General features: G+C 61.1%; 23 protein-coding genes and 1 tRNA gene. 16 read left to right on the top strand and 8 right to left on the bottom strand.

The window, feature by feature from the left end:
• The first annotated feature begins 37 nt into the window (after positions 1–37).
• From dusA to IEX75_RS05645, 4 genes are all read left to right on the top strand, one after another.
• Complete coding sequence (gene dusA / locus IEX75_RS05660) at positions 38–1018, top strand: tRNA dihydrouridine(20/20a) synthase DusA (RefSeq protein WP_188793241.1); 981 nt, start codon at positions 38–40, stop codon at positions 1016–1018.
• A 101-nt stretch (positions 1019–1119) separates the two neighbouring features.
• Entirely contained in the window at positions 1120–1437 is a 318-nt protein-coding gene (locus IEX75_RS05655) for a PepSY domain-containing protein (RefSeq protein WP_188793240.1), read from the top strand.
• On the top strand, positions 1437–2123 hold the full coding sequence (locus IEX75_RS05650) for a response regulator transcription factor (protein WP_188793239.1): 687 nt from the start codon (positions 1437–1439) through the stop codon (positions 2121–2123). The genes IEX75_RS05655 and IEX75_RS05650 overlap by 1 nt, the downstream gene beginning before the upstream one ends.
• Positions 2077–3519 carry an ATP-binding protein gene (locus IEX75_RS05645; protein ID WP_229720644.1) on the top strand — a complete coding sequence of 481 codons (1443 nt, stop codon included), beginning with the start codon at positions 2077–2079 and terminating at the stop codon, positions 3517–3519. Before IEX75_RS05650 ends, IEX75_RS05645 begins: the two co-directional genes overlap by 47 nt.
• Before the next feature lie 27 nt (positions 3520–3546).
• On the opposite strand, the gene IEX75_RS05640 is transcribed toward IEX75_RS05645, so the two are convergent.
• Entirely contained in the window at positions 3547–3915 is a 369-nt protein-coding gene (locus IEX75_RS05640) for a hypothetical protein (protein ID WP_188793238.1), read from the bottom strand.
• A 334-nt stretch (positions 3916–4249) separates the two neighbouring features.
• Here IEX75_RS05640 and IEX75_RS05635 point away from each other — a divergent pair, with 334 nt between their 5' ends.
• The 4 genes from IEX75_RS05635 (at position 4250) to IEX75_RS05620 (ending at position 6851) form a co-directional block, all read left to right on the top strand.
• Positions 4250–5221, top strand: coding sequence for a biotin--[acetyl-CoA-carboxylase] ligase (locus tag IEX75_RS05635; protein ID WP_188793237.1), 972 nt, complete (start codon positions 4250–4252; stop codon positions 5219–5221).
• On the top strand, positions 5218–5988 hold the full coding sequence (locus tag IEX75_RS05630) for a type III pantothenate kinase (protein ID WP_188793236.1): 771 nt from the start codon (positions 5218–5220) through the stop codon (positions 5986–5988). The genes IEX75_RS05635 and IEX75_RS05630 overlap by 4 nt, the downstream gene beginning before the upstream one ends.
• A gap of 28 nt (positions 5989–6016) precedes the next feature.
• The gene (locus tag IEX75_RS05625) at positions 6017–6745 is read left to right on the top strand and encodes an SPOR domain-containing protein (RefSeq protein WP_188793235.1); all 729 of its coding nucleotides are present in this window, start codon (positions 6017–6019) and stop codon (positions 6743–6745) included.
• A gap of 30 nt (positions 6746–6775) precedes the next feature.
• Positions 6776–6851: transfer RNA gene (locus IEX75_RS05620), tRNA-Thr, on the top strand.
• A 12-nt stretch (positions 6852–6863) separates the two neighbouring features.
• Here the strand turns inward: IEX75_RS05620 and IEX75_RS05615 are convergent.
• Together IEX75_RS05615 and IEX75_RS05610 are read right to left on the bottom strand one after the other, a co-directional pair.
• The gene (locus IEX75_RS05615; protein ID WP_188793234.1) at positions 6864–7157 is read right to left on the bottom strand and encodes an addiction module antidote protein; all 294 of its coding nucleotides are present in this window, start codon (positions 7155–7157) and stop codon (positions 6864–6866) included.
• A gap of 63 nt (positions 7158–7220) precedes the next feature.
• Positions 7221–7400, bottom strand: coding sequence for a type II toxin-antitoxin system RelE/ParE family toxin (locus IEX75_RS05610; RefSeq protein ID WP_229720643.1), 180 nt, complete (start codon positions 7398–7400; stop codon positions 7221–7223).
• Between the two features lie 142 nt (positions 7401–7542).
• Here IEX75_RS05610 and rocF point away from each other — a divergent pair, with 142 nt between their 5' ends.
• Together rocF and IEX75_RS05600 are read left to right on the top strand one after the other, a co-directional pair.
• The gene (gene rocF / locus IEX75_RS05605; RefSeq protein ID WP_188793233.1) at positions 7543–8466 is read left to right on the top strand and encodes an arginase; all 924 of its coding nucleotides are present in this window, start codon (positions 7543–7545) and stop codon (positions 8464–8466) included.
• Between the two features lie 67 nt (positions 8467–8533).
• Positions 8534–9907 (top strand): tryptophan--tRNA ligase, encoded by a 1374-nt coding sequence (locus IEX75_RS05600; RefSeq protein WP_188793232.1) that lies wholly within the window; start codon positions 8534–8536, stop codon positions 9905–9907.
• 205 nt (positions 9908–10112) lie between these two features.
• On the opposite strand, the gene IEX75_RS05595 is transcribed toward IEX75_RS05600, so the two are convergent.
• Positions 10113–11696 (bottom strand): inorganic phosphate transporter, encoded by a 1584-nt coding sequence (locus tag IEX75_RS05595; protein ID WP_188793231.1) that lies wholly within the window; start codon positions 11694–11696, stop codon positions 10113–10115.
• A 199-nt stretch (positions 11697–11895) separates the two neighbouring features.
• On the bottom strand, positions 11896–12393 hold the full coding sequence (locus tag IEX75_RS05590) for a Spy/CpxP family protein refolding chaperone (RefSeq protein ID WP_188793230.1): 498 nt from the start codon (positions 12391–12393) through the stop codon (positions 11896–11898).
• 171 nt (positions 12394–12564) lie between these two features.
• Here IEX75_RS05590 and IEX75_RS05585 point away from each other — a divergent pair, with 171 nt between their 5' ends.
• The 6 genes from IEX75_RS05585 (at position 12565) to IEX75_RS05560 (ending at position 19386) form a co-directional block, all read left to right on the top strand.
• Positions 12565–13260: a response regulator gene (locus tag IEX75_RS05585; protein ID WP_188793229.1), complete on the top strand. Its 696-nt coding sequence runs from the start codon at positions 12565–12567 to the stop codon at positions 13258–13260.
• Positions 13257–14639 (top strand): HAMP domain-containing sensor histidine kinase, encoded by a 1383-nt coding sequence (locus IEX75_RS05580; RefSeq protein ID WP_188793228.1) that lies wholly within the window; start codon positions 13257–13259, stop codon positions 14637–14639. Before IEX75_RS05585 ends, IEX75_RS05580 begins: the two co-directional genes overlap by 4 nt.
• Positions 14640–14871: 232 nt before the next feature.
• On the top strand, positions 14872–15393 hold the full coding sequence (gene fae, locus IEX75_RS05575) for a formaldehyde-activating enzyme (protein WP_188793227.1): 522 nt from the start codon (positions 14872–14874) through the stop codon (positions 15391–15393).
• 19 nt (positions 15394–15412) lie between these two features.
• Positions 15413–16450, top strand: coding sequence for an aldo/keto reductase (locus tag IEX75_RS05570; RefSeq protein WP_188793226.1), 1038 nt, complete (start codon positions 15413–15415; stop codon positions 16448–16450).
• Positions 16447–17910 (top strand): NAD-dependent succinate-semialdehyde dehydrogenase, encoded by a 1464-nt coding sequence (locus tag IEX75_RS05565; RefSeq protein ID WP_188793225.1) that lies wholly within the window; start codon positions 16447–16449, stop codon positions 17908–17910. Before IEX75_RS05570 ends, IEX75_RS05565 begins: the two co-directional genes overlap by 4 nt.
• 72 nt (positions 17911–17982) lie before the next feature.
• A complete protein-coding gene (locus IEX75_RS05560; RefSeq protein WP_188793224.1) occupies positions 17983–19386 on the top strand; it encodes an MFS transporter in 1404 nt (467 codons plus the stop codon).
• A gap of 142 nt (positions 19387–19528) precedes the next feature.
• Here IEX75_RS05560 and IEX75_RS05555 read toward each other — a convergent pair whose 3' ends face one another.
• From IEX75_RS05555 to pdhA, 3 genes are all read right to left on the bottom strand, one after another.
• Complete coding sequence (locus IEX75_RS05555; protein ID WP_188793223.1) at positions 19529–20905, bottom strand: dihydrolipoamide acetyltransferase family protein; 1377 nt, start codon at positions 20903–20905, stop codon at positions 19529–19531.
• Positions 20906–20984: 79 nt separating this feature from the next.
• Positions 20985–21965, bottom strand: a complete 981-nt coding sequence (locus IEX75_RS05550) for an alpha-ketoacid dehydrogenase subunit beta (RefSeq protein ID WP_188793222.1) — start codon at positions 21963–21965, stop codon at positions 20985–20987.
• A gap of 3 nt (positions 21966–21968) precedes the next feature.
• Entirely contained in the window at positions 21969–23054 is a 1086-nt protein-coding gene (gene pdhA, locus IEX75_RS05545; RefSeq protein WP_188793221.1) for a pyruvate dehydrogenase (acetyl-transferring) E1 component subunit alpha, read from the bottom strand.
• Positions 23055–23182: the final 128 nt, after the last annotated feature.

Here is a 23182-nt window from a genome sequence, read left to right as displayed (position 1 = left end):
AAGTCCTCGACTTCGCCAGCCAGGTAGAATGATGGGTATGCACAGCATCAACCCCAACGACTGGCACCTGTCCGTAGCGCCCATGATGGACTGGACGGATAGGCATTGCCGTTACTTCCATCGCCTGCTTTCCCCCAACGCACGCCTGTATACCGAAATGGTTACCAGCGCGGCGCTGGTGCGTGGCCGGCAGTTGCGGTTGCTGGAACACAGCCAACAGGAACACCCCGTGGCGTTGCAGCTTGGCGGTAGCGATCCGCAGGAGCTGGCGGAAGCGGCGCGCCACGGCGCGCAGGCGGGTTATGACGAAATCAACCTCAACGTGGGCTGCCCTTCCGACCGAGTGCAGTCCGGGCGGTTTGGGGCGTGCTTGATGCGCGAGCCGGTACTGGTGGGTGACTGCGTCAAGGCGATGCGCGATGCAGTGTCGGTGCCGGTTACCGTGAAATGCCGTATTGGTGTCGACGATCAGGACGACTACGCGGATTTGCAGCACTTCACCGAGACCATGCTGGATGCCGGTGTGGAAGTGCTGGTGGTGCATGCACGCAAGGCGTGGTTGCAAGGGTTGTCGCCGAAAGAAAACCGCGAGATTCCGCCGCTGGATTACCAGCGCGTCTATCGCCTGAAGCGTGAGTTTCCGCAGCTGGTGGTAGTGATCAATGGCGGCATCACCACGGTGGAGGCGGTGCGCGAACATCTCACGCATGTGGATGGTGTGATGCTGGGGCGTGCGGCGTATCACGATCCTTATGTACTCGCCCGGGTCGAGGAGGTGCTATATGGCGTGCCGCTGCCAACCCGCGAAAGTGTGCTGCAACACATGCGGCCTTATGTGGAGGCAGAGCTGGCGCGGGGTACGGCGCTGAAGCACATCTGCCGTCATCTGTTGGGGCTCTACCAGGGCGAGCCGGGGGCGCGTGGTTTCCGGCGTGTCTTGAGTGAAGGGGCACACCGGGAAGGCGCGGGCTGGGCGCTCGTCGAGCAGGCCATGGCGCCGATGCTGGCCGCCGCGTGAAGGTCATCATGAAGGTCCGTTCAGCCGTCCGGTCATTATTCAGCCCGGGTTGAGCAGTATGTCCCGTCGGCCGGATCCCTCCGGCACCCAATCACGGGATTATGGCTTTGAAGCAACTCGCATGGATGGCCGCGGCCGGGCTGTTGGTGGCCGGCTCGGCTCTCGCCCAGTCATCGCCGCCACCTGGAGGCATGAGCCTGGATCAGGCCGTTACGCAAGTACAGCAACGAGTCGGCGGCAAGGTGTTGTCGGCCGAACCGCGTCATATCGGTCGCAGGGTAGAGTACCGCATCAAGGTGCTTACACCTGAAGGGCATGTGCGCGTCATCGCCGTGCCTGCTGATGCCACCCGCGTGTCGCCTGCGGCACAATCCACCAAGAAGTCCCCCAACGGCGGAAGCAAGAAGGAGAAACACTGATGCGCATCCTCCTGGTCGAAGACGAAGCGCCGCTGCGCGAGACGCTGGCGGCTCGACTCAAACGCGACGGATTTGCCGTGGACACCGCTCAGGACGGCGAAGAAGGCATGTACCTGGGCCGCGAAGTACCGTTCGATCTGGCTATCATCGACCTGGGCCTGCCCAAGATGTCGGGCATGGATCTGGTCAAGTCGCTGCGCGAAGCCGGCCAGCGTTATCCCATCCTGATCCTCACCGCGCGCGGCAGCTGGCAGGACAAAGTGGAAGGCCTGAAGCACGGCGCCGACGATTACCTGGTCAAACCGTTCCATGTCGAAGAGTTGCTGGCGCGCATCAACGCGCTGGTGCGCCGCGCGAGCGGCTGGTCCAAGCCGGTGCTGGCGTGCGGGCCGATCAAGCTGGACACCACGGCGCAAACCGTAACGGTGGAAGGCAAGGCGGTGGACCTCACCAGCTATGAGTACAAAGTGCTGGAATACCTGATGCTGCATGCAGGCGAGCTGGTGTCGAAAGCCGACCTCACCGAGCACATCTATCAACAGGATTTCGATCGCGATTCGAATGTGCTCGAGGTCTTCATCGGCCGCCTGCGCAGGAAGCTGGATGCGGAAGGGACGTTGAAGCCGATCGAGACGGTGCGTGGACGCGGGTACCGCTTTGCCATCCCTCGCAGCGAAGACGAATGATGCAGCCGAGCGCCGCCCGTTCTCACTGGCGGCGCGAGCGGCGCTTACCACCGGCCTCGTGCTGGCCGCCTTCCTGGGCGCGGTTGGCTGGACCTTGTCGCGCACCTATGCTGACAGTGAACTCAACAAGCTGCAGGGCCGCCTGCACGATTATGTAATCACTTATATCGCCGGCACCGACCCGCGACGTGACGGCACACCGTTGCTGCCGGATACGCCACCGGACCCCATGTTCTCCCGTCCTGGTTCCGGCCTGTATGCCGTGGTGATGGGCGACCACGGCTTCCATTGGGAGTCGTCGTCCGCGCTGCAGCGCGACTTCAGTTTTCTGCACCAGATGCAACCGGGGCAGTCGCAATTCATCGGCCCGGTGGATACGGAACTGGGACGGCTTTACTACTACAGTTTCGGCATAGCGCTGGATGTGCCGGCAACGGCGGGAGCGCCGGAACGCCCGCCGGTGCATCTCACTTTTACGGTGGCGCAGACCGAGGACGAACTGGAAAGCAACACCACCGTATACCGGCGCAGCCTGGTCGGCTGGCTTGCCACTCTGGGTGTGATGCTGATCGTGCTGCAACTGCTGCTGCTGCGCTGGAGTCTTACGCCCTTGCGCAAAGTGGCCAGCGACATGAGCCGCGTCGAGCGTGGCCAGAGCGATCATCTGGATAGCCAATATCCGATGGAACTCACCGGACTTACGCAGCGCATCAACGCTTTTGTCGATAGTGAGCGCGAGCAACGCACGCGTTATCGCAACACTCTCGCCGACCTGGCGCACAGCTTGAAGACGCCGCTGGCGGTGATTCGTTCGCAGGTGGAATCCAGTGAGCTGCCTCCCGCAGTTCGCGCACCGGTGCTGGACCAGGTGCGCCGTATGGACGAACTGGTTGCCTACCAGCTCGCACGCGCGGCGACTACCGGACGCCAGACATTTGCCGCCGCCGTGCCGATCGCCGGTCGTGCCGAAGACCTGGTGCAAAGCCTGGAAAAGGTCTACGCCGCGAAGAATGTCCTTTGCGAATTCGATATCGAGGACGGCGCGGCGTTCTATGGCGAGCAGGGCGACCTGCTGGAGCTGATGGGCAATCTGCTGGAGAACGCCTTCAAGTGGGCGGGCCACCATGTGCTGTTGGTGGTGAAGACGCAACGCCTGCCAGGTCGTCCACGACCGGGCCTGCTGCTTAGTGTGGAGGATGACGGTCCCGGCATCGAAGGCGACATGGTCGAGAAAATCCTGCAGCGCGGCGTACGTGGTGACGAGCGCGTGAAAGGCCACGGTATCGGCCTGTCCATCGTGCAGGACATCGTGCGTGCCTATAACGGTGAGTTGACAGTGGATCGCTCGCCGGAATTCGGCGGCGCACGATTCAGCGTGGCACTGCCGCCAACCTGACTTGCTACGGGTTGGGAAGAAAAGCGGTTACTGGATCGACCCGGGCAGCAGCGACTGCCAGCTGAGTCCGGAGGAACCGTGCGAGGAGCCATCGGGCGACGACTCGTTGCTGTTGAAGCGGGGGGGATTCTCATCCATGCCACTGCCGGAGTTACCGGAGCGGTTGCTGGAAGATGATGACGAGGAGGACGAACCTCCGTGATGCGACACGCTCATCGCATCCCCATTGGATGACGATGTGTCATGGCTGCTGCCATGGTCGCTGCTACTGTGCTCCGTGCAGCCAGCGCTTCCGCCCATGCTACCGGCAGTCGAAGCAGCACCGCTTGTAGCTGCCGCGTTGGCGGCAGCCCCAAGACCGAGCAAGCAGACGAGCAGCAATGAAGTGGCGCGCATGGCGATCAAAGCCCCCAAGGCATCAAGCCTAGCCGCCCGATGGTCCCAGAAACCTCGGCTGGATGCCAGTGCCACGCATGGCGTCAAAAGCAACGTTTGTTGACAACAAAAGAAACAAACGTTGTTGAAGCGATAAACTAATAGTTTATTGAGCAAAGGCATGATGGTTGTGTTGATAGACAACCTTTTGATTTTCCGAAAGAAGCCTTGGCCGTGCAGTTGACAACATTTGTTGCCGTCCTAAACCTCAAGTTTATTTCTTCAATGTCAGTTGCCCTTCCTCCTATCTTGCTGCAATCCGTACGATCCGTTTATCCCCGGGATCGTTGAGACCATGCAGCCGCAACAGCTCCTGGCCATCCTGGCTTCCGGGGAGACACTTTCCGGCTCGCGTCTAGCCGCCGAGGCAGGTATCACCCGTGCTGCGATCTGGAAGCAGATCGAGGCGTTGCGTCAGCGTGGTTTGCCGGTCGAATCCGCAGGGGCGGCCGGTTACCGGCTGCCGTGGCCGATCCAGATGCTGGAAGAGCAGGCGATTCGTTCGGCACTGCCGGTGGCGGTGGCTCGGCGGCTTGGCGCGTTGGAGGTCCATTGGGAGATCGACTCCACCTCCAGCGAATTGCAGCGGCGTGGCAACGAGGCCTCCGACCTGAGCATCGTGATGGCAGAAACCCAGACAGCAGGCCGCGGCCGGCGCGGGCGCAGCTGGCTTTCGCCACCCGGCTTGAACATCTACCTGTCTTGCCTGAAACGGTTCGAGGCGGGTTTCGCGGCGCTGTCGGGCTTGTCACTGGCTACCGGGGTGATCGTGCTGCGTGCCTTGCACGCGTTCGGCATCGATGGCGCCAGCCTGAAATGGCCTAACGATGTGCTGGCAGATGGCGGCAAGCTGGCTGGCATCCTGGTCGAGTTGAGTGGTGAATATCAGGGGCCGTGCGCAGCGGTGATTGGCATTGGCCTCAACCTACGGCTTACCGACGCGCTGCGCGAGCAGGCCGGGCAATCCGTCTGCGATCTGGCCACGCTTGCCCAGGGCGTGCCACCCGACCGCAATCGTGCGGCGGCGGCGTTGATCACCAGCCTGGTGGAAGGCCTGCAGCAATTTGAGCAGGAAGGCTTCAGCGCTTTCGTCGATGAATATGCCGAGCACGACGCCCTGCGTGGCGTGCCGCTGCGCGTGAGCGGTGCCATGGGTGAACTCGATGGCATCGGCGCCGGCATCGATGCGCGCGGTGCGCTGCAGTTGCAGACCGCAGCGGGCTTGCGCGGTATCGATAGCGCCGACGTAACGGTGCGACGCGCATGAGGCTGCTGCTCGATCTCGGCAATACCCGTTTGAAATGGGCGTTGGTCAGTGCCGACAACTGGGTGGCGCGGGGTGCGGCAGCGTGGGAGGAGGACGTTTCGGCGGCGCTGACACAGGCATGGCGTGAACAGGGACAGCCTCAGCAAGTGCTTGGCGCGTCGGTGGTCGATGCCTCGCGCGAAGCGCAGATCGAAAGCATCGTCGCTGAGGTTTTTGCGCGGCCAGTGGACTGGGTGCGTACACCGGCCGAAGCTTGCGGTGTGCGTATCGCCTACGCCGAGCCGCAACGGCTGGGCGTAGATCGCTTCCTCGCCATGGTAGCGGCGCATGCGGCGGGAGCGTCGCCATGTGTGCTGGCCGGCATTGGTACCGCGCTGACGCTGGATGCACTGACGGCAGATGGGCAGCACTTGGGCGGCTTGATCGCCCCGGGGCCGTTGCTGATGCAGCAATCGCTGTTCGGCGCCACCGCACGCGTGAAGCCGTACCAGCCCGGCGCGATTCGCGATATCGCCGACAACACGGCCGATGCGGTTGTCTCCGGCTGCTGGCAGGCGGTTGCCGCCTTGATCGAACGCTTTGCAACGAAGGTAGCCAAGCAATCGGGCGGCACACCGTGCTTGCTGCTGGATGGCGGCGATGCGGCGACCTTGCTGCCGCTGCTTGGCCTGCCCGCTGAGCTTGCCGCCGACAGTGTGCTCCGCGGCCTCAATGTGTGGGCCGCGACATCAAACAGGCTCTCACATCCATCGCATCCATCCTCCTAGAATCGCTCATCCTCGGGGGAATGGTTCGATGCTGCTGCGCTTGCTGTTTGTTCTACTGATCGCCTTGAATATCGCCGTTGGCGCATGGTTGCTGCTTGGTCAGAACGACACGCACGCCAGTTTCGCCACCGATCCAGGCGTGCCCAAGTTGCACCTGCTTTCCGAACTGCCGCCGCCAGCGACGACGGTGGCTCACGCTGCTTCGATGGCACCACCGGCCACGGCTGCCGCGCCGACTTCGGCTCCTGCAACTGCCAGCACCAATGCATTGCCTGCCACAGCACCCAGTGCCAACACCCTCAGCTACGCATGCATGGCACTGGGGCCGTTTGCGACGCAGGAAGACCTGCGCATCGCCCGCAACGCGCTCGGCGCCCAAGTGCTGCGCATGCGCGCGCGCCAGGAGCAGACGACCCAGACCCGCGGCTGGTGGGTACACCTGCCGCCCAGTCCGAACCACTCGGCCGCCTTGGCACAGGCCCGCCAACTCGGCGCACGCAATATCCAGGATTACTTCGTGGTAAGCGCGGGCGACAACCAGAACACCGTGTCGCTAGGTCTGTTCAAGGACCCCGCCAATGCGCGCAAACGCCGCGATGAGATCGTCGCGGCCGGCTTTCCGGTCCAGATGACCGAGCGCACTGAAAACGTGCCCGAATACTGGCTGGACCTGATTCCCACGGATAGTCAGCACTTCGACTGGCGCAGCCGAGTCCATGACCCTGCCATCGGCTCGCACAGCACGGGCTGCTTTTGAGGCCAGCCCTGCTAGAATGTCCGATCCAGTGCCGGCATAGCTCAGTTGGTAGAGCAACCGCCTTGTAAGCGGTAGGTCGTCTGTTCGAGTCAGACTGTCGGCACCAGTTTCCGAATCGTCATGCGTGAGCGATTGGGTGGGCTGAGAATTGCACGCCGATGGCGTGGCAAACCTTCAGGACGGTATCAAATCGCGGGTTTGCCCCAGGGCGAAGTGCCTTGTAGAGACTTTCGCGACCGAGTCCTGTTTCTTCCGCAATATGTGCCATGCCGCGTGCTTTCGCGACATGGCCGATGGCGCGTAGCAGCTCATCCGTGTCGCCGTCGGCCAGTACCTGGGTCAGGTACGCAGCAATCGCCTCGTCGCTATCGAGCAGTTCCGAAGGGTCGAAAGCGAGCAGTTTCTTTTTCATGTCTGATACTCCTGCATAAGCCGCAGTGCGCGCTTGATGTCCGTTTGCTGAGTTGTTTTGTCGTCACCATTTGCTTATGTCGATGCGCATCTCTGATACGCCCTCGCGAACGGTTTTGACGTCGCCCAGATTGCCGTTTGCGGCGCGTTCCAAGCGGCGGGTCACTGCAGCGCGCACCTGTACATCCCGTAATCTCTTGTGCCAAAGGGCAAACTCTTCCGTTTGCTTGATGATGTACTTCATGGTCATTGTATCCAAAAAGATACAATGGGAAAGCATCAGGCAAGGTCGCACGGCAATGCCAGGTCGGCTACTTGAGCGGTAAGCCCATGCCGCTTTGACCGGCTACACTTGCATCCCACTAAAAAAGCACGAGCAAAGTGGTATGAAAAAACAAGTGGTTGCACTGGTCGGCGTGCCGACCGATATCGGCGCAGGGCACCGTGGGGCCTCGATGGGTCCTGAGGCCCTGCGCGTGGCACAGCTTGGGGAGAAGCTGCGCCGGCGCGGCATCGAAGTGATCGATCGCGGCAATCTGCATGGACCGATGAATCCCTGGCAGCCGCCGGAGAACGGTTATCGGCATTTGCCGGAAGTGATTGCCTGGAACCTTGCCGTGCATACCGCCATTCATCAGGAACTGCAGACCGGTCGTTTGCCGATCATGCTGGGTGGCGATCATTGTCTGGCGATCGGTTCGATCAGTGCGGTCGCGCGCCATTGCCGGGAGCAGGGCCGCAAGTTGCGTGTGCTGTGGCTGGATGCGCACGCCGATTTCAATACCTCGCAGGTGACGCCCTCGGGCAACATCCACGGCATGCCGGTGGCTTGCCTGTGCGGCACCGGTCCGCGCGAGCTGGTGGAAATCGGCGATAAGGTGCCAGCTGTCACGCCTGATGTGTTTCGCCAGATCGGTATCCGCTCGGTGGACGAAGGCGAGAAGCGGCTGGTGCGCCAGGCGAAAATGGATATCTACGACATGCGCCACATCGACGAAGTGGGCATGAAACGCACGATGGAAGAAGCGCTGGACGGCCTGGATGAAAACACCCATCTGCATGTGAGCTTCGATGTGGATTTTCTGGATCCGTCGATCGCGCCGGGCGTAGGCACCACCGTGCGTGGCGGCCCGACTTATCGCGAAGCGCAGCTGTGCATGGAAATGATTGCCGATGCCGGTCGCCTGGGCTCGCTGGACATCGTCGAGTTGAATCCTGCCTACGACAAGCGCAACCGCACGGCAAGATTGGCGGTGGAGTTGGTGGAATCGTTGTTCGGCAAGTCCACCTTGATGCGCGAACCCGATTAAAGCCCGTACACTGCAAAATCCGGCCCGCGCAGGGTGCGCGGGTGTTTGACCTTCTTTGGATTGCCGCATGCAAACACGCGTCCTTACAGGCATCACCACCACCGGTACGCCGCACTTGGGCAATTACGTCGGCGCAATTCGGCCGGCGATTGCTGCCAGCCGTCGTACCGACGTCGATGCGTTCTTTTTCATGGCCGACTATCACGCGCTGATCAAGAGCGATGACCCGGCCCGCATCGAACGTTCGCGCCTGGAAATTGCAGCCACCTGGCTGGCGGCGGGATTGGATCCGGATAAGGTGACGTTCTATCAGCAGTCCGATATTCCGGAAATTCCAGAACTCACGTGGCTTTTGACCTGCGTTACCGCGAAAGGCTTGCTCAATCGTGCGCATGCCTACAAAGCGGCGGTCGACAAGAACACCGAAACCGGTGAAGACCAGGATGCAGGTATTACCGCAGGCCTATACATGTACCCGGTGCTGATGGCGGCGGACATCCTCGCGTTCGATGCGCAACAAGTGCCGGTGGGGCGTGATCAAATCCAGCACATCGAAATGGCGCGCGACATCGGGCAGCGTTTCAATCATATCTACGGCCGCGAGTTTTTTGTCTTGCCCGAAGTGGTGATCGAGGAACAGGTTGCCACGTTGCCGGGATTGGACGGCCGCAAGATGTCCAAGAGCTACGACAACACTATTCCGTTGTTTGCCGGCGGCGCAAAGCACTTGCGTGAAATCATCATGCGCATCGTGACCGATTCGCGCATGCCGGGCGAAGCGAAGGATCCGGAAAGCTCCTCGCTGTTTACCATCTTCCGCGCTTTCGCCAGCGAAACCGAAAGCCATGCATTCCGCCGCGCACTGGAAGAGGGCATAGGCTGGGGTGAGGCCAAGCAGGTGCTGTATGAGCGTTTGGAAGCCGATATCGCGCCGATGCGTGAGCGCTATGAACAGCTGATCGCGCGCCCTGCCGACATCGAAGGCATCCTGCGCGAAGGTGCACGCAAGGCACGTGCGATTGCCGGTCCGAAAATCGCGGCATTGCGCGATGCGATAGGTCTGCGCGCGATGTCGTCGGCCAACGTGGCTGCCGGTAAATCCACGCAGGTGCAGAAGGCTGCCAAGCCGCCGCGCTTTGCCAGTTTCCGTGATAGTGATGGCAGCTTCCGCTTCCGCCTGTTTTCGTCGGAAGGCGAGGAGCTGCTGCTATCCAAATCCTTCAAAGACCCCAAAGAAGCCGGTGCGGTACAAAAGCGCCTGAAGACACTCGGTGGTGCGGCCGCTACCGTGCGCAGCTTGCCGCGCTCATTGGTATTGGCGCTGGATGACGAACCCGTTGCCACCGCGCCGGAATACGCGGACGAACTCGAGCGCGATGAAGCGTTGAGCTACCTGCGTGCAGCCCTCGACTCGCTTGCCGAGCAAGAAAAAAGTGAGTGAGCAGAAGCGCTCCCTCCCTTACGTGTCGTAGGGAGGGTTGCATCGTTCCGCTAGCTCACACGGATTGGATCCGCCTGCACATGGCAGCAGGCGGTGCATGAAGGCGACGTGGCAAAATGCAACGAAACTTTGCGTCGGTTCAGCGATGTGCTCGCATCGCCAAAGCACTGTTTTCAGCTTGTTGCGTGTGCAGGTTGCGCGAAACTCAGAACAGATGCTTGAGCGCCACGAAGAGCACGCCTGCCAGCAGGATCGACGCGGGCAAGGTGAGTACCCACGCCATCAGCAGATTGCGCACGGTGGCCCATTGCAGGCCTGAACCGTTTGCCGCCATCGTGCCGGCCACGCCCGATGTCAGCACGTGTGTGGTGCTGACTGGCAGGTGGTACATGTCGGCTGCTTGAATCAAGCCCATGGCGATCAACTCGGCCGATGCACCTTGTGCATAGGTGAGATGCTCTTTGCCAATGCGCTCGCCGACTGTCACCACGATGCGCTTCCAACCCACCATGGTGCCGAGGCCCAGTGCCAGTGCAACGGCCACCTTTACCCAAGCCGGAATGAATTGCGTGGCCTTGGCAGCAAGACCGCGCCAGGTCGTAAGCGTCTTGCTCTGGTCACCGCTCACGTCCGGTTGCGCCAACACCAGTGGAATGGCGGCATTCGCCAGGTAGATGTCGTTGCGTACGTTGCCCATCTGCTCCTGCGGCACTGAGCGCAGTGACGGGCGGTTGCCTATTTGCTGGTCGATGTTGGCCAGCAGTGCCGACAGCGCGGGAATCGTGCCGGGCAGAAGTTTGTGCTGTTGCAGTGACGCCGTGACGAGGTCTCGCGGATTGCCGTTCGCATGCACGCCGTGGTCGAGGGTGTCCAGCACTTGCTGGGTTTGCACCGTCACTTGATGGAAGGTCTGCACCTGGCCACCGGATACGGCGCCATTCAATGCATAGGCTGTAGGCACGGTGCCGATCAGGATCAGCATGATCAGACCCATGCCTTTCTGGCCGTCGTTGGAACCATGGCTGAAACTCACGCCGGTGCAAGTAAGTACCAGCAGCGCGCGAATCGGCCACGGCGGCGGCTTGTTTCCTTCCGGCGCACGATACAGGGCGGGAATCTTGATCAACGCCTTCAACAACAACATCAGCAGGCCAGCAAGGATAAAGCCGGCGATAGGCGAAAAGACCAGGCCGCGCAGCACGCCGAAGGCGGCATTCCAATCCACGCCGCTGGTACCGCTTTTTACCGCCGTCAACTGATTGGCAAGGCCCACGCCGATGATCGACCCGATCAGGGTGTGCGAGGACGAATTCGGCAAGCCGAAATACCAGGTGCCGAGATTCCAGAGAATGGCTGCGAACAGCAGCGCGAACACCATCGCAAAACCGGCTCCGCTGCCTACCTGCAGGATCAGTTCCACCGGCAGCAGGGATACCACCGTGAACGCTACGGCGCCCGAGGACGTCAGCACGCCCAGGAAGTTGAAGATCCCCGACCAGATCACCGCCAGATTGGCTGGCATCGAATGCGTGTAGATCACCGTCGCCACCGCATTGGCCGTATCGTGAAAACCGTTCACGAATTCAAAACCCAGGGCGATCAGCAAAGCCACGCCCAGCAGGACGAATGGGGTGAACGAATGCGAGCGCACGATGGAAAGATCATCGACGAGGTGCAAGCCCGCATATCCCGCGCCTGCCAGCAAGATCAGGCCAAACAGAATGCCGAATATCCGTCCGGAGCCCTGGGTGGAGGTGGCCGTACTGACTGCGGTTGCTTCCGTCTGCATGAGCTTGCCCTCGGTGGTCAGCACCAGGAAAGCTACGGGCTGCGCAAGACAAATGCGTGACAGTGCTCTCTGTCCAGGAAGCAGGGTTTGGATGGGCAATAAAAAAGCGATCGCCGGTGCAGCGGCGATCGCTCAGGTTATCGGCTAGAACGTCCGCTAAGAATCGCTAACCGATGTTCTTCTTATGCTTTGTCGCGCCTTACTGGGCCGAGCTGGCGCTCGACGGCAGCGGGTGTTCGGCCTTGAACTGCTGCCACTGTGCCTTGCGGGCCTGTGCCGCAGCCTTGTTGCTGGTGTACTGGCTTTGCTGTGCGCTGGTCAGCACGGTGTTGTAGATCTGCGCCGTGACAGCAGCCCGGGCAGTGATGCGGGCGCTGGTGAAGTTGGCTTCCGCCTGGGCCAGGCTGGCCGCAGCGGACTGGTAGTTGGACGCGTTCGGCGACAGTGCTTCGAATGCCTCGCGCTGCTGGTGAACGGCCTGTCCCTGTGATTTCAGCGAGGCAAAGCTCTGCTGCACGATCTGCTTGATCTGGGCCTTCTGGGCATCGGTGAGGTTCAAACCGCGGAGGGCCATTTCGGCACCGCCGTGATGGCCGTGCATGCCAGGACCGAAACCAGGACCGCCCTGGGCGAAGGCCAGCGCGGACACGCCGATCGCTGCCGAGAGAATGAGAGATAGGGTGATCGACTTACGCATGGTGCAACTCCTGCTTGGGTGGAGGATTTTGTTGTGACTATTGGAAAGCAGGGGCAGGTTTAAGATCTTTGCTGCGTTGTAAAGAAGGGTAAAGTCAGCCCAGCGCAAGCGACAGGCGGCGGCTCGCAGTTGTCATGCGATAGTAAGTAGGTTCTGTCGACGGTTTGGATAATGTCCCGAATATTGATTGGCGATGACGATCGCGAGCTGTGTTCGCTGCTCGCCGAATACCTGCGGCGCGAAGGCCTGCAGGTGGAAGTGGTGCACGATGGCGAAGGAGTGCTGGCGCGTCTGCGCGATCCGGCTTTGCGCCCGGATCTCTTGATTCTCGATGTCATGATGCCTGGCCGCAGCGGCCTGGATACCTTGCGCGACTTGCGTGCGCAGTATCGCCTGCCGGTAATCATGTTGTCCGGACGTGGCGAGCCGGTGGATCGCGTGGTCGGTCTGGAACTGGGCGCGGACGATTATCTTTCCAAGCCATGCCTGCCGCGCGAACTGTTGGCACGCGTGCGCGCCCAATTGCGCCGTCACACGGTGGAAAGCGTAGGCGAGCTCACTGCCGGTGTATTGCGCTTGCACCCTGGTGAACGGCGTGCATTTGCCGGCGAACAGGAACTCAACCTCACGGGTGCTGAATTCGCGCTGCTGTTGTTGCTGGTGCAACGTGCCGGTGAAGTGATCGATAAGACCTCGCTGACACGCGTGGCATTGGGGCGTGAGCTGGAGCGCTTCGACCGCAGCATTGACGTGCACGTCAGCCGGCTTCGCCACAAGCTGGCGGAAGCGTCGGGGCAGGCGCCACGCATTGATTCCGTGCGCGGCGCCGGTTACGTGTTGGTACCCAATAGCGCGGCGCCGGCATGAGTTCCTTCAAAAGCCCTTTTAGCAGCCCACTGTTCTGGCGCCTGCTCATTTCCGTCTGCATCGCCAATGTATTGGTGCTGATGCTCGGCGGCTTGCTGACGCGCAGCTTCATTACCTTTTCGATGCAACAGGACTTCGATTGGCCAGCCTTGGCGCAGGCCGCCGAACAGGCCTATGAAAAGGGAGGGCCTGGTGGACTGAACGACTGGGTAAGGCAGCAACGCGAACAAGGTGTGGATGCCACGCTCTATGAAAAAGGAGTCCCCCTGCGCGACATACGTCTGCCGCCATCGATACGCGATGTGCTGCCGGATTGGCTGGCATCTGGCAACGACATCGCGTTGCATCCGTGGCCCGGCTTCTACGTCGCCGTACAGAACGTGACAGGTACGGACGGGCGTGTGCGGCAACTTGTGGCGGTAAGCAGTTCGCGTTCGCGCATTCCTCCACGGACACGTGGAAAGATTTTGCTTGGCGTGCAGTTGGGGCTTTCGCTATTGATGATCGCCGCCATCGGCTGGTGGGTGGCGCGCAGCGTATCCCGGCCGGTGGAAGCGATGCGCGAAGCCACCCACAAAATGGCCACGGGCGAATTTACGACGCGCGTGGATCGGCGTTGGAGCAACAAACATGACGAGCTCGGTCAGCTCGCGCGTGATTTCAACGGCATGGCCGAGCGCATCGAACATCTGGTGGCGCACGATCGTGGTGTACTGCAGGATCTCTCGCACGAATTACGCTCACCGCTCGCGCGATTGCATCTGATTCTTGATCTGGCTCAGCACAGTGTGAGTCCGGAAGAGGCTGCTGCGCATTTCGAGCGCGCTGAGCATGAAATCTCCCGCATGGACCGCATGACCGCGGAGATGCTGGCGCTATCGCGTCTGGAAGGCGGCTTGCCCGGAATGGTGCGCGAATCGGTCGATCTGGTTGCGCTGACCAGAGATCGCGTTGCTGCTACGCGCATCGATGCCGAAGCACGCGGTATTGCTTTGCAGATGACGGATGATGGGCCGGCCACCGTGCAGGGCAGCAGCATTCTGCTTGAGCGCGCACTGGACAACGTGATCGCCAATGCCATCAAGTTCAGTCCGTCCGGTGGTGTCGTGCAGATCGTGCTAGGACATCGTGAGTCATTCGCCGAACTGCGTGTTAGCGATAACGGGCCTGGTGTGCCGGAGGAAGAGTTGCACCTCATGTTCCGGCCCTTTTTCCGCGGCACCAATGCTGCGCAAGCCAGCGGCCACGGGCTGGGGCTGGCGATCGTGCAGCGAGTGATGCAGGCCCATGGCGGGGAAGTGACGGCGGGAAACCTGGGTGATGGCGGCCTGGAAGTCATCATGCGCCTGCCGTTGCAGATGACGGCGGAAATCGCTTGATGGGAAGCTTCAGGTGGAAGCGTATGCCGTTTTCACGCAGCACGCCTGCCAGCATGTTTTTCAATCCAGCCGCTGCCAAACTACACGGCGATAAAGATACGAGTTTCTTGTAGGGATAGCAGTACGACACATACGGCAATCACCGAGCTTTATATCGGAACAAGTTGGCTCACTTATCCGCTACGCCCACCGCACAATCGAACCTTCGAAGGTTTTTGGGGTGACGGAAGACATGAGCGCAACGGATAGCAAGCTGCTTTACATTGGTGAAGGATTCGAAGGACCCGGCGTCAACCTCGCGCACATCAACGTGCTGGTCGGTCCTCGCCATGGCCCTGCAGGGCAGGCATTCGCCACCGCACTGGCCACACCTTCTGCAGGGCATGCGCCGTTCGTGATCATTGCCCGCCCGGGCGTGCCCACCAAACCGCTGACGCTGTACGTCAACAAGGCGCAGATCGCCAATGAATTCCACGGCAACGCTACGTGGGGTGCCTCGCAGGCTGGCATCGCCAAGGCCGTTGCGGAGTCGCTGGAAGAGGGTGTGCTGCCGCCGGAGGCGAACAACGATTGGGTCATCGTGTCGGCCAATTGGGTGAATCCTGCTTGCGACGATCTCGACGCTGTCTACGAGAACAACTACCGCGCCTGCAAGAACGCCATCCGCGCCGCGATGCTCGGCCTGCCGGATCGCAGGGATGTGTTCGCTGCGGCTGCCAACGTCAGCAATCCGTTCTACACCCCCAAGGCTTGAGGGACAGCAGGAGCCGCACATGGAATACGTACGTCTCGGCCGATCCGGCCTTGAGGTGTCACGGCTTTGCCTCGGCACCATGAACATGGGTACACCGCAGTGGAAACCGTGGATTTTTGACGAAGCGCAGAGCGAGCCGATCGTGCGGCACGCGCTCGAGGCCGGTGTCAATTTCATTGATCTGGCGGATTTCTATTCCACCGGCGTGGGTGAGGAAGTGGTCGGCCGCATTCTCAAGCGCCTGGTGCGGCGCGAGGAAGTCGTGATCACCACCAAGGTGGGCTACGACATGGGCAGCTATCCCAACGCGGGTGGCCATTCGCGCAAGCACGTCATGGATGGCATCGACGGTTCGCTCACCCGTTTGCGCATGGATTACGTCGACATCTACATGCTGCATTACTTCGACGTGAATACGCCTGTGGAAGAAACCATGGGTACGTTGAACGACATCGTCCGCAGTGGCAAGGCACGCTACGTCGGTGTGTCCACCATGTACACCTGGCAGCTCGCCAAGATCATCCAGGCGTGTGAACGGCATGGCTGGGACAAGCCCATCAACATGCAATTGCAGCTCAATCTTGCCTATCGCGAGGAAGAGCGCGAGATGATTCCTTACTGCGCCGACCAGGGCATCGGCGTGTCGGTGTTCAGCCCGCTGGCACGCGGCCTGCTTACAGGCGATGTGAAATCCACTCGAAACAAGACGGATTTCTTCACCGCGCAAATGTACGGTGATGACGCCTCTCAGGCGGTTGCTGCATCGGCTGCACGTGTAGCCGAGCGTCACGGCGTGTCGGCTGCGCAGATTGCTCAGGCTTGGGTGCTGGCGCGGCCGCATGTCACCAGCATGCTGGTGGGTGCGGATTCTCCCACTCAGTTCGACAGTGCAATGGCTGCGCTCAACATGAAGCTGGACGAAGACGATCTGTTCGAACTGGAACGCAACTACACGCCGTGTGATCTGATTAACGATTACACCGCAGGTCGCCGCATCGCGCGTGAGCCGCGTCCGGCACAGGGATGGTTTGCAAATGACAAGGAGAAAACAGCATGAACGACGGCGATCGGAGCATTGAGACCAGCCTTCTGCGCAATGGCCATTACATCGATGGCCATTGGCGCGGCAGTTCGGAAACCTATCCCGTCTATAACCCGGCGACTGGTTCCGTCGTTGCCGAGGTAGCCAAAGGTGGTCGCGCCGAGGCACAAGAAGCCGTGGATGCCGCCGCCAAAGCGTTTCCCGCCTGGCGTGCGCTGACTGCGAAAGAACGAAGCAGCAGGATGCGCCGTTGGGGCGAGTTGATGTTGGTGCATCGCGAAGCCTTGGCTGAGTTGTTGTCGCGCGAACAAGGCAAGCCTCTGGCCGAGGCTCGCGGCGAAGTTGCGTATGCGGCGAGCTTCCTCGAGTGGTTCGCTGAAGAGGCCAAACGCGCTTATGGCGACGTCATTCCCAGTCCGTCACCACACGCGAAGATTCTGGTCGTACGTGAGCCGATTGGCGTCGTCGCCGCCATCACGCCATGGAACTTTCCGCTCGCCATGATCACCCGCAAAGCGGCGCCTGCGTTGGCTGCCGGTTGCACCATGGTGCTCAAGCCTTCGGAGGAAACGCCGCTGTCCGCCTTCGCACTGGCCGTGCTGGCTGAACTCGCCGAGATTCCTGCGGGTGTGTTCAACATTGTTTCCGGTGATGCCATAGCCATCGGTACTGTGCTTACGGGTTCCAGCATCGTGCGCAAGCTTTCGTTTACGGGTTCCACCCGTACCGGGAAGCTGCTGGCGCGTCAGTGCTCGGATACGCTCAAGAAGCTTTCGCTCGAATTGGGTGGCAACGCACCCTTCATCGTGTTTGATGATGCCGATATCGATGCAGCGGTGCGCGGTGCGATCGCGTCCAAATTCCGCAATACAGGACAGACCTGTGTCTGCGTGAACCGCTTCTATGTGCAAAACGGCATTTATAAAGCTTTTACCCAGGCACTGGTGGATGCTGTAAGTAGGCTGCGCGTCGGCGATGCACTCGCCGGCGACTTCGAGCAAGGCCCGTTGATCAACCGGGCTGCGTTGATCAAAGTGCAGGAGCATGTGGCGGATGCCGTGGTCAAAGGAGCGCGTGTTCTTATGGGCGGTAAGCCGCATGCGTTGGGTGGCACGTTCTTCGAACCGACCGTGCTAGTGGATGCCACGCACGGCATGCTGATCGCTCAGGAAGAAACCTTCGGCCCGGTCGCCGCCTGTTTCCGTTTCGACTCCGAGGAAGAAGTCGTGACCGCAGCCAACGGTACGCCTTATGGCCTGGCTGCTTATTTTTACACGCGTGATATCGCCCGCAGCTGGCGCGTGGCCGGCGCGCTGGAAAGCGGCATGGTGGGCATCAACGAGGGGATCATTTCCACCGAAGTGGCCCCGTTCGGGGGCGTAAAGGAATCCGGCCTTGGCCGTGAGGGCTCCAAATACGGTATCGACGAGTACATGGAGCTGAAGTACCTCATGTTAGGTGGTCTAGACGGTTAAAGAGAAAACGAGGCACACCAACGGCGTATGCAACGGGGGCGCAGCCCGCGCCCCGCAATGGAAGGAGGAGCCATGGGTAGCGGAGATGGACAGACACTGGTTGCGAAGGCACCAGCCGGCTACGGGGAAGGCGCCAGACAGAGAGCTGGAAAGATTCTGCTGGATGACGTGCCGCTCAACTTCTTCCATTGCAAGATCGCCGCGCTTACTTTCGGTGCGCACCTTACGGAAGGCTACGCGATCGGCACCATTGCCTATGCTTTGACGCCTTTCGTGGATCAGATACCAGGCGTGCAGGCGGAACACCGCGCGTTATGGGAAGGCCTGATCGGCAGCTCCACACTCCTAGGCATCTTTCTCGGCAGCCTTCTGTTCGGCTGGCTATCCGATCGGGTAGGCAGGCAAAAGATCTTCCTGCTCAGCTTCGTGATCATCACCGCCGCGGCCTTCGCGCAATTCTATGTCGACACGCCGCTGATGCTGTGCCTGCTACGCGCCTTGCTGGGCTTGGGTATGGGTGGGGATTTTGCGGTGGGGCACGCCATGCTTGCCGAGTTCTCGCCGCGCAAACATCGCGGCATGTTACTTGGCTCATTCAGTGTCATATGGACCGTTGGTTACGTGGTGGCCAACCTGATTGGCATGCATTTCGTGCAGCACTCGACCGATCCCGATGCGTGGCGCTGGCTGCTAGCCTCGAGCGGTGTACCTGCGTTGATCGTGCTGATCTTGCGCATGGGTACGCCGGAATCACCGCGTTGGCTGTTCAACAAGGGGCGCCAAGCCGAAGCGGATGCCGTGGTAAAGAAGCATTTCGGCCCAGAGGTGGTGCTGGATATCAGTGCACGCGACGATGACCACGTTTCGGGCGGTTTCGCACGTCTGTTCCAACGCGACATGATTCGCCGAACAGCATTCAATTGCATCTTCTTCGTGTGTTTGGTGATTCCGTATTTTGCGATTTACACCTTTTTACCGAGCATCCTGCAGATCATTCACCTACCGGACGACAGTGGCGCGGACCTTCTACTGAACGGCCTGTTGGTAGCGGGGGCAGTGGCGGGCATCTGGTTGACGGTCAAGCTGCAGCGACGCACGTTTTTGATCAGTTCTTTCGCTATCACTGCGGCGTCATTGGCGTTGCTGAGCCTACTGCCCGCATCGGCATCCCTGGCCATGGTGGCGTCGTTCGCACTATTCACCGCCACGCTGTCGGCCGTGTCCAACCTGGTCGGTGTATACCCACCCGAATGCTTTCCTACGGAAGTGCGAGCCAGTGGTGTGGGGTTTGCCATCGCATGCAGCCGTCTTGGCTCAGCGGTGGGCGTCTTCCTGCTGCCGATCAGCATGAAAGTCTTCGGGCTGCAAGTATCAATGATGGCGCTGGCAGTCGTGCTGGTCGTCGGCATGGCAGTGTCGATCTTCTGGGCACCGGAAACGCGGCACTTGCGTTTGAACGATTGCGCCAAAGCCTAGTTTTACCTTGTCGCTCTATGCGCTGCCCTGTTGCGACTGCCAAAACGGTCAACAGGCTTAATTTCTGCAACAAACCTGACGACTATGGAAGTCACAAAAAAGCGCCCATTGCGGGCGCTTTTTTTGTGGTCTGATAGATCGATCAATTCGGCGATGACAGATCGTCCAACAGCGCCTTCAGGAAGCGCGCTGCTTCGCCGCCGGTTGCCGCACGATGATCGAACGTGAGGCTGATCGGCATGCGGCGGTGCACTTCGATGCCACCCATCACCGCAACCACGTCATGGCTGAGCTTGCCGGCGCCGATGATCGCTACGCACGGCGGTACCACCACTGGCGTGGCGTAGCGGCCAGCAAACATGCCGAAGTTGGACAGGCTGATGGTGTAGCCGCTGAGTTCCGAGGAAGGGATCGTGCGATCTTCCACCTGCGCGCGCAGGCGCTGGATACCGGCGCGGATGCCGGTGCCGTCCAGCACGTCGGCATTACGCAGAGCCGGCACGAACAGGCCATCTTCCGTATCCACGGCGATGCCGATGTCCACGTGCGGATGCAAAGTGCGGGTGAGGTTCTTGCCGTCGAACCAGGCGTTGAGCGCAGGTACGGTCTTGCAAGCTGCGACGATCGCGCGGATCAGGCGTGCGGTGATGTCCTGCTTGCCGATCCAGGCATGCAGGTCGGCATCGTCCACCAGCGTGGTAGGCACCACGTTGGCGTGTGCTTCGGCCATCACGCGCGCCATGTTGCGGCGGACGCCCTTGAGCTGTTCCGGCTGGCCACTGGCCTTAACACTCGGCGGCGCGGTGCGCACCGGCTTGCCGGCGAGCGACACGGCGGTGCGTGCCGGTTCCGGCTGTGGCAGCTCGGGCGCGAGATGGCGGCCGGCGGAGGCCGGCACGGCGCGAGCCGGTGCCGCGCCAAGCGCAGCGGTACCGTTGGCGGCGGCGTTCTTCACGTCCTGCATGGTCACCACGCCATCGGCGCCAGTACCGCGCACACGCGTGATATCTACCTTGAATTTCTTCGCCAAGGCCCGCACGGCCGGCACCGCCTTCACGCCGCCGACGCTGGAAGCCTGTTCGACGTGCACGTGGCTGCCGCTGACCATGGCGCCGACCACGGTGCCTTCGTCTTCGCGCTCGGCGTTGCCGTTGCTGGCTTCGATTTCGCCGCCTTCATCGGAGGCGGTGACCTTCTTTGCTTCCGCTGCGGCAGGCTTCTTGGGGCCGTGATGATGGCCGGTGGATTCGGCTTCCGCGCGTTGCTTGGCGTTCGGGTCCGGCTCGAATTCGGCCAGCGCAGCGCCGGTTTCGATCACGTCGCCGGCAGCGCCGTGCAGCTTGGTGACCTTGCCGGTGTAAGGGGAGGGCACGTCGACGACGGCCTTGGCGGTTTCCATCGATACCAGCGGTGCATCGAGCTTGATGGTGTCGCCTTCCTTCACGTGCCACTCGACGATGGTTGCGTCGGGCAGGCCTTCGCCGAGGTCCGGCAGGTAGAACGTCTTGATGTCGGCCATGTTCGGAGTTCCGAAATGTGAGTTTGTGTTCGGTTTTTTGCTCCCTCCCCCGCGCGTAGCAGGGGAAGGGCTGAGGACGTCAGGATGCCGCGAGCGTGCGCTTGGCGGCCTCCACCACGCGCTCGGCGCTCGGCAGGTATTTCATCTCCAGACGGAACAGCGGGATGTGCGTATCCCAACCGGTCACGCGCTCTACGGGCGCGAGCAGGTCGTAGATGCATTCCTCGGCGATGCGTGCAGCGATTTCCGCACCGAAACCGGCCGTCTTGGGTGCTTCGTGCAGGATCACGCAGCGGCCGGTTTTCTGTACCGATTCGGCGATGGTGTCGAAGTCAAGCGGCGTGAGCGTGGCGACATCGATGACTTCAGCGCTGATGCCTTCCTCGGCCAGCGCGTCGGCAGCTTCAAGCGCCTCTTTCACCTGCGCGCCCCAGGTGACGATAGTGACGTCGGTGCCGTCGCGCAGCACGAAGCACACGTCGAGCGGCAGCGCCTCGCCGTCGTCCGGCACTTCCTCTTTGTACTGACGATAGATGCGCTTCGGTTCGAAGAACATCACCGGATCTGGATCGCGAATCGCAGCGAGCAGCAAGCCATACGCGCGTGCGGGCGACGAAGGCATCACTACACGCAGGCCGGGGATGTTGGTGAACAGGTGCTCGTTCGCTTCGGAGTGATGCTCCGGCGCGCGAATGCCGCCGCCCCACGGCGCGCGCCATACGGCCGGCACGGTAAGGCGTCCGCGCGTGCGGTTGCGCATGCGCGCAGCGTGGCAGGCGATCTGCTCCATCATCGGGTAGATGAAGCCTTCGAACTGCGCTTCGGCTACCGGCTTCATGCCTGCCGCGGCAAGACCCACGGTAACGCCGCCGATGGTGGTTTCGTCCAGCGGCGTGTCGAGCACGCGCAGCGGACCGAATTTTTCCTGCAAACCCTGCGTGGCGCGGAACACACCACCATTGACGCCAACGTCCTCGCCCAGCACGACGACGCTGTCGTCATGGGCCATTTCATAAGCAAGCGCCTGGGTGACGGCTTCGATAAGAGTGATCTGTGCCATGGCTTAGTGCGCCTTCTTGTCGAGCGAGAGCGCGAGGTCGCGCTGTTTGGCGAGGTCTGCGGGGACTTCGGCGAAGGTGTAGTCGAACATCGCCGTGACGGGCTGGGTCTTGGTCTGGAGGTAGGCGTTCACCTCGTTGTCCATCCACTCGTCGCACTCGGCCTTCCAGGCTTCTTCCTTTGCGTCGTCCCACACCTTCTTGGCGACCAGCCAGTTGCGCAGGCGCTTCATCGGCTCCTTCGCCCAGGCATCCTTCACTTCCTGCTCGCCGCGGTAGCGGCGTGCATCGTCGGCGGTGGTGTGATCGCTGAGGCGATAGGTGACTAGTTCCAGCACGCTGCCACCTTCACCGTTGCGAGCGCGTTCCAGCGCATCCTCCATCGCCTTGCGCACGGCGATGATGTCATTACCGTCCACCTGGATGCAGTAGAGGCCGGCGGCAATACCTTTTTGTGCCAGCGTCGGTGCGCCGGACTGGATCTTGCGCGGTACCGAGATGGCCCATTGGTTGTTAACGATCACCGCCACCATCGGCAGGTTCTGTGCGCCGGCAATATTGATGGCGCCGTAGAAGTCCCCTTTCGACGAACCACCGTCACCAATCGTGCACACGGCTACGCGTTTTTCATTGCGGATCTTGAATGCCAGCGCGGTGCCTGCGGCGTGCAGGCATTGCGTGGCGATCGGCACCGACCAGGCGAAGTCGTGACGTGCGGGTTCGTTCTGGTAATCGTTGCCGCGCTCGTCGCCGCCCCAGTACATGTAAACCTCGCGCGGCTGCACGCCACGGTAAAGCTGCGCGCCGTATTCGCGATAGCTCACGGCAAGCACGTCTTCCGGCTTCATGGCGCTGCCGATGCCGACGTGAGAGGCTTCGTGACCGAGGCAGCTTGCATAGGTGCCCAGCTTGCCGGTACGTTGCAGTGCCACCGATTTGGCGTCGAACACGCGGGTGGACATCATCAGCTTGTACAACTCGACCATATGGTCGAGGTCTTTGGTGAATGCAGGCAGGTCATCACGAACCTGCTTGCCTTCGGCATCGAGATATTGCAGATATTCGATTTCAAACTTGGCGGCGATGGACACGACTCGCTCCCGGAAAGGGTAGGGGAAAACGGTGCGGGGGGAGGCGCGGCCCATCCAGTGGGGCCAGGCGCGCTGCGGATGCTTTGACTTATTTTACGTGGGCGTCACCACGTTGTGTGTGTAGTCAG

The sequence above is a fragment of the Dyella nitratireducens genome (assembly GCF_014642835.1).
Taxonomy (GTDB): Bacteria; Pseudomonadota; Gammaproteobacteria; order Xanthomonadales; family Rhodanobacteraceae; genus Dyella_B; species Dyella_B nitratireducens.
Note: the sequence above shows the minus strand (reverse complement) of the source record. Positions and strands in the feature narration are given on the sequence as shown.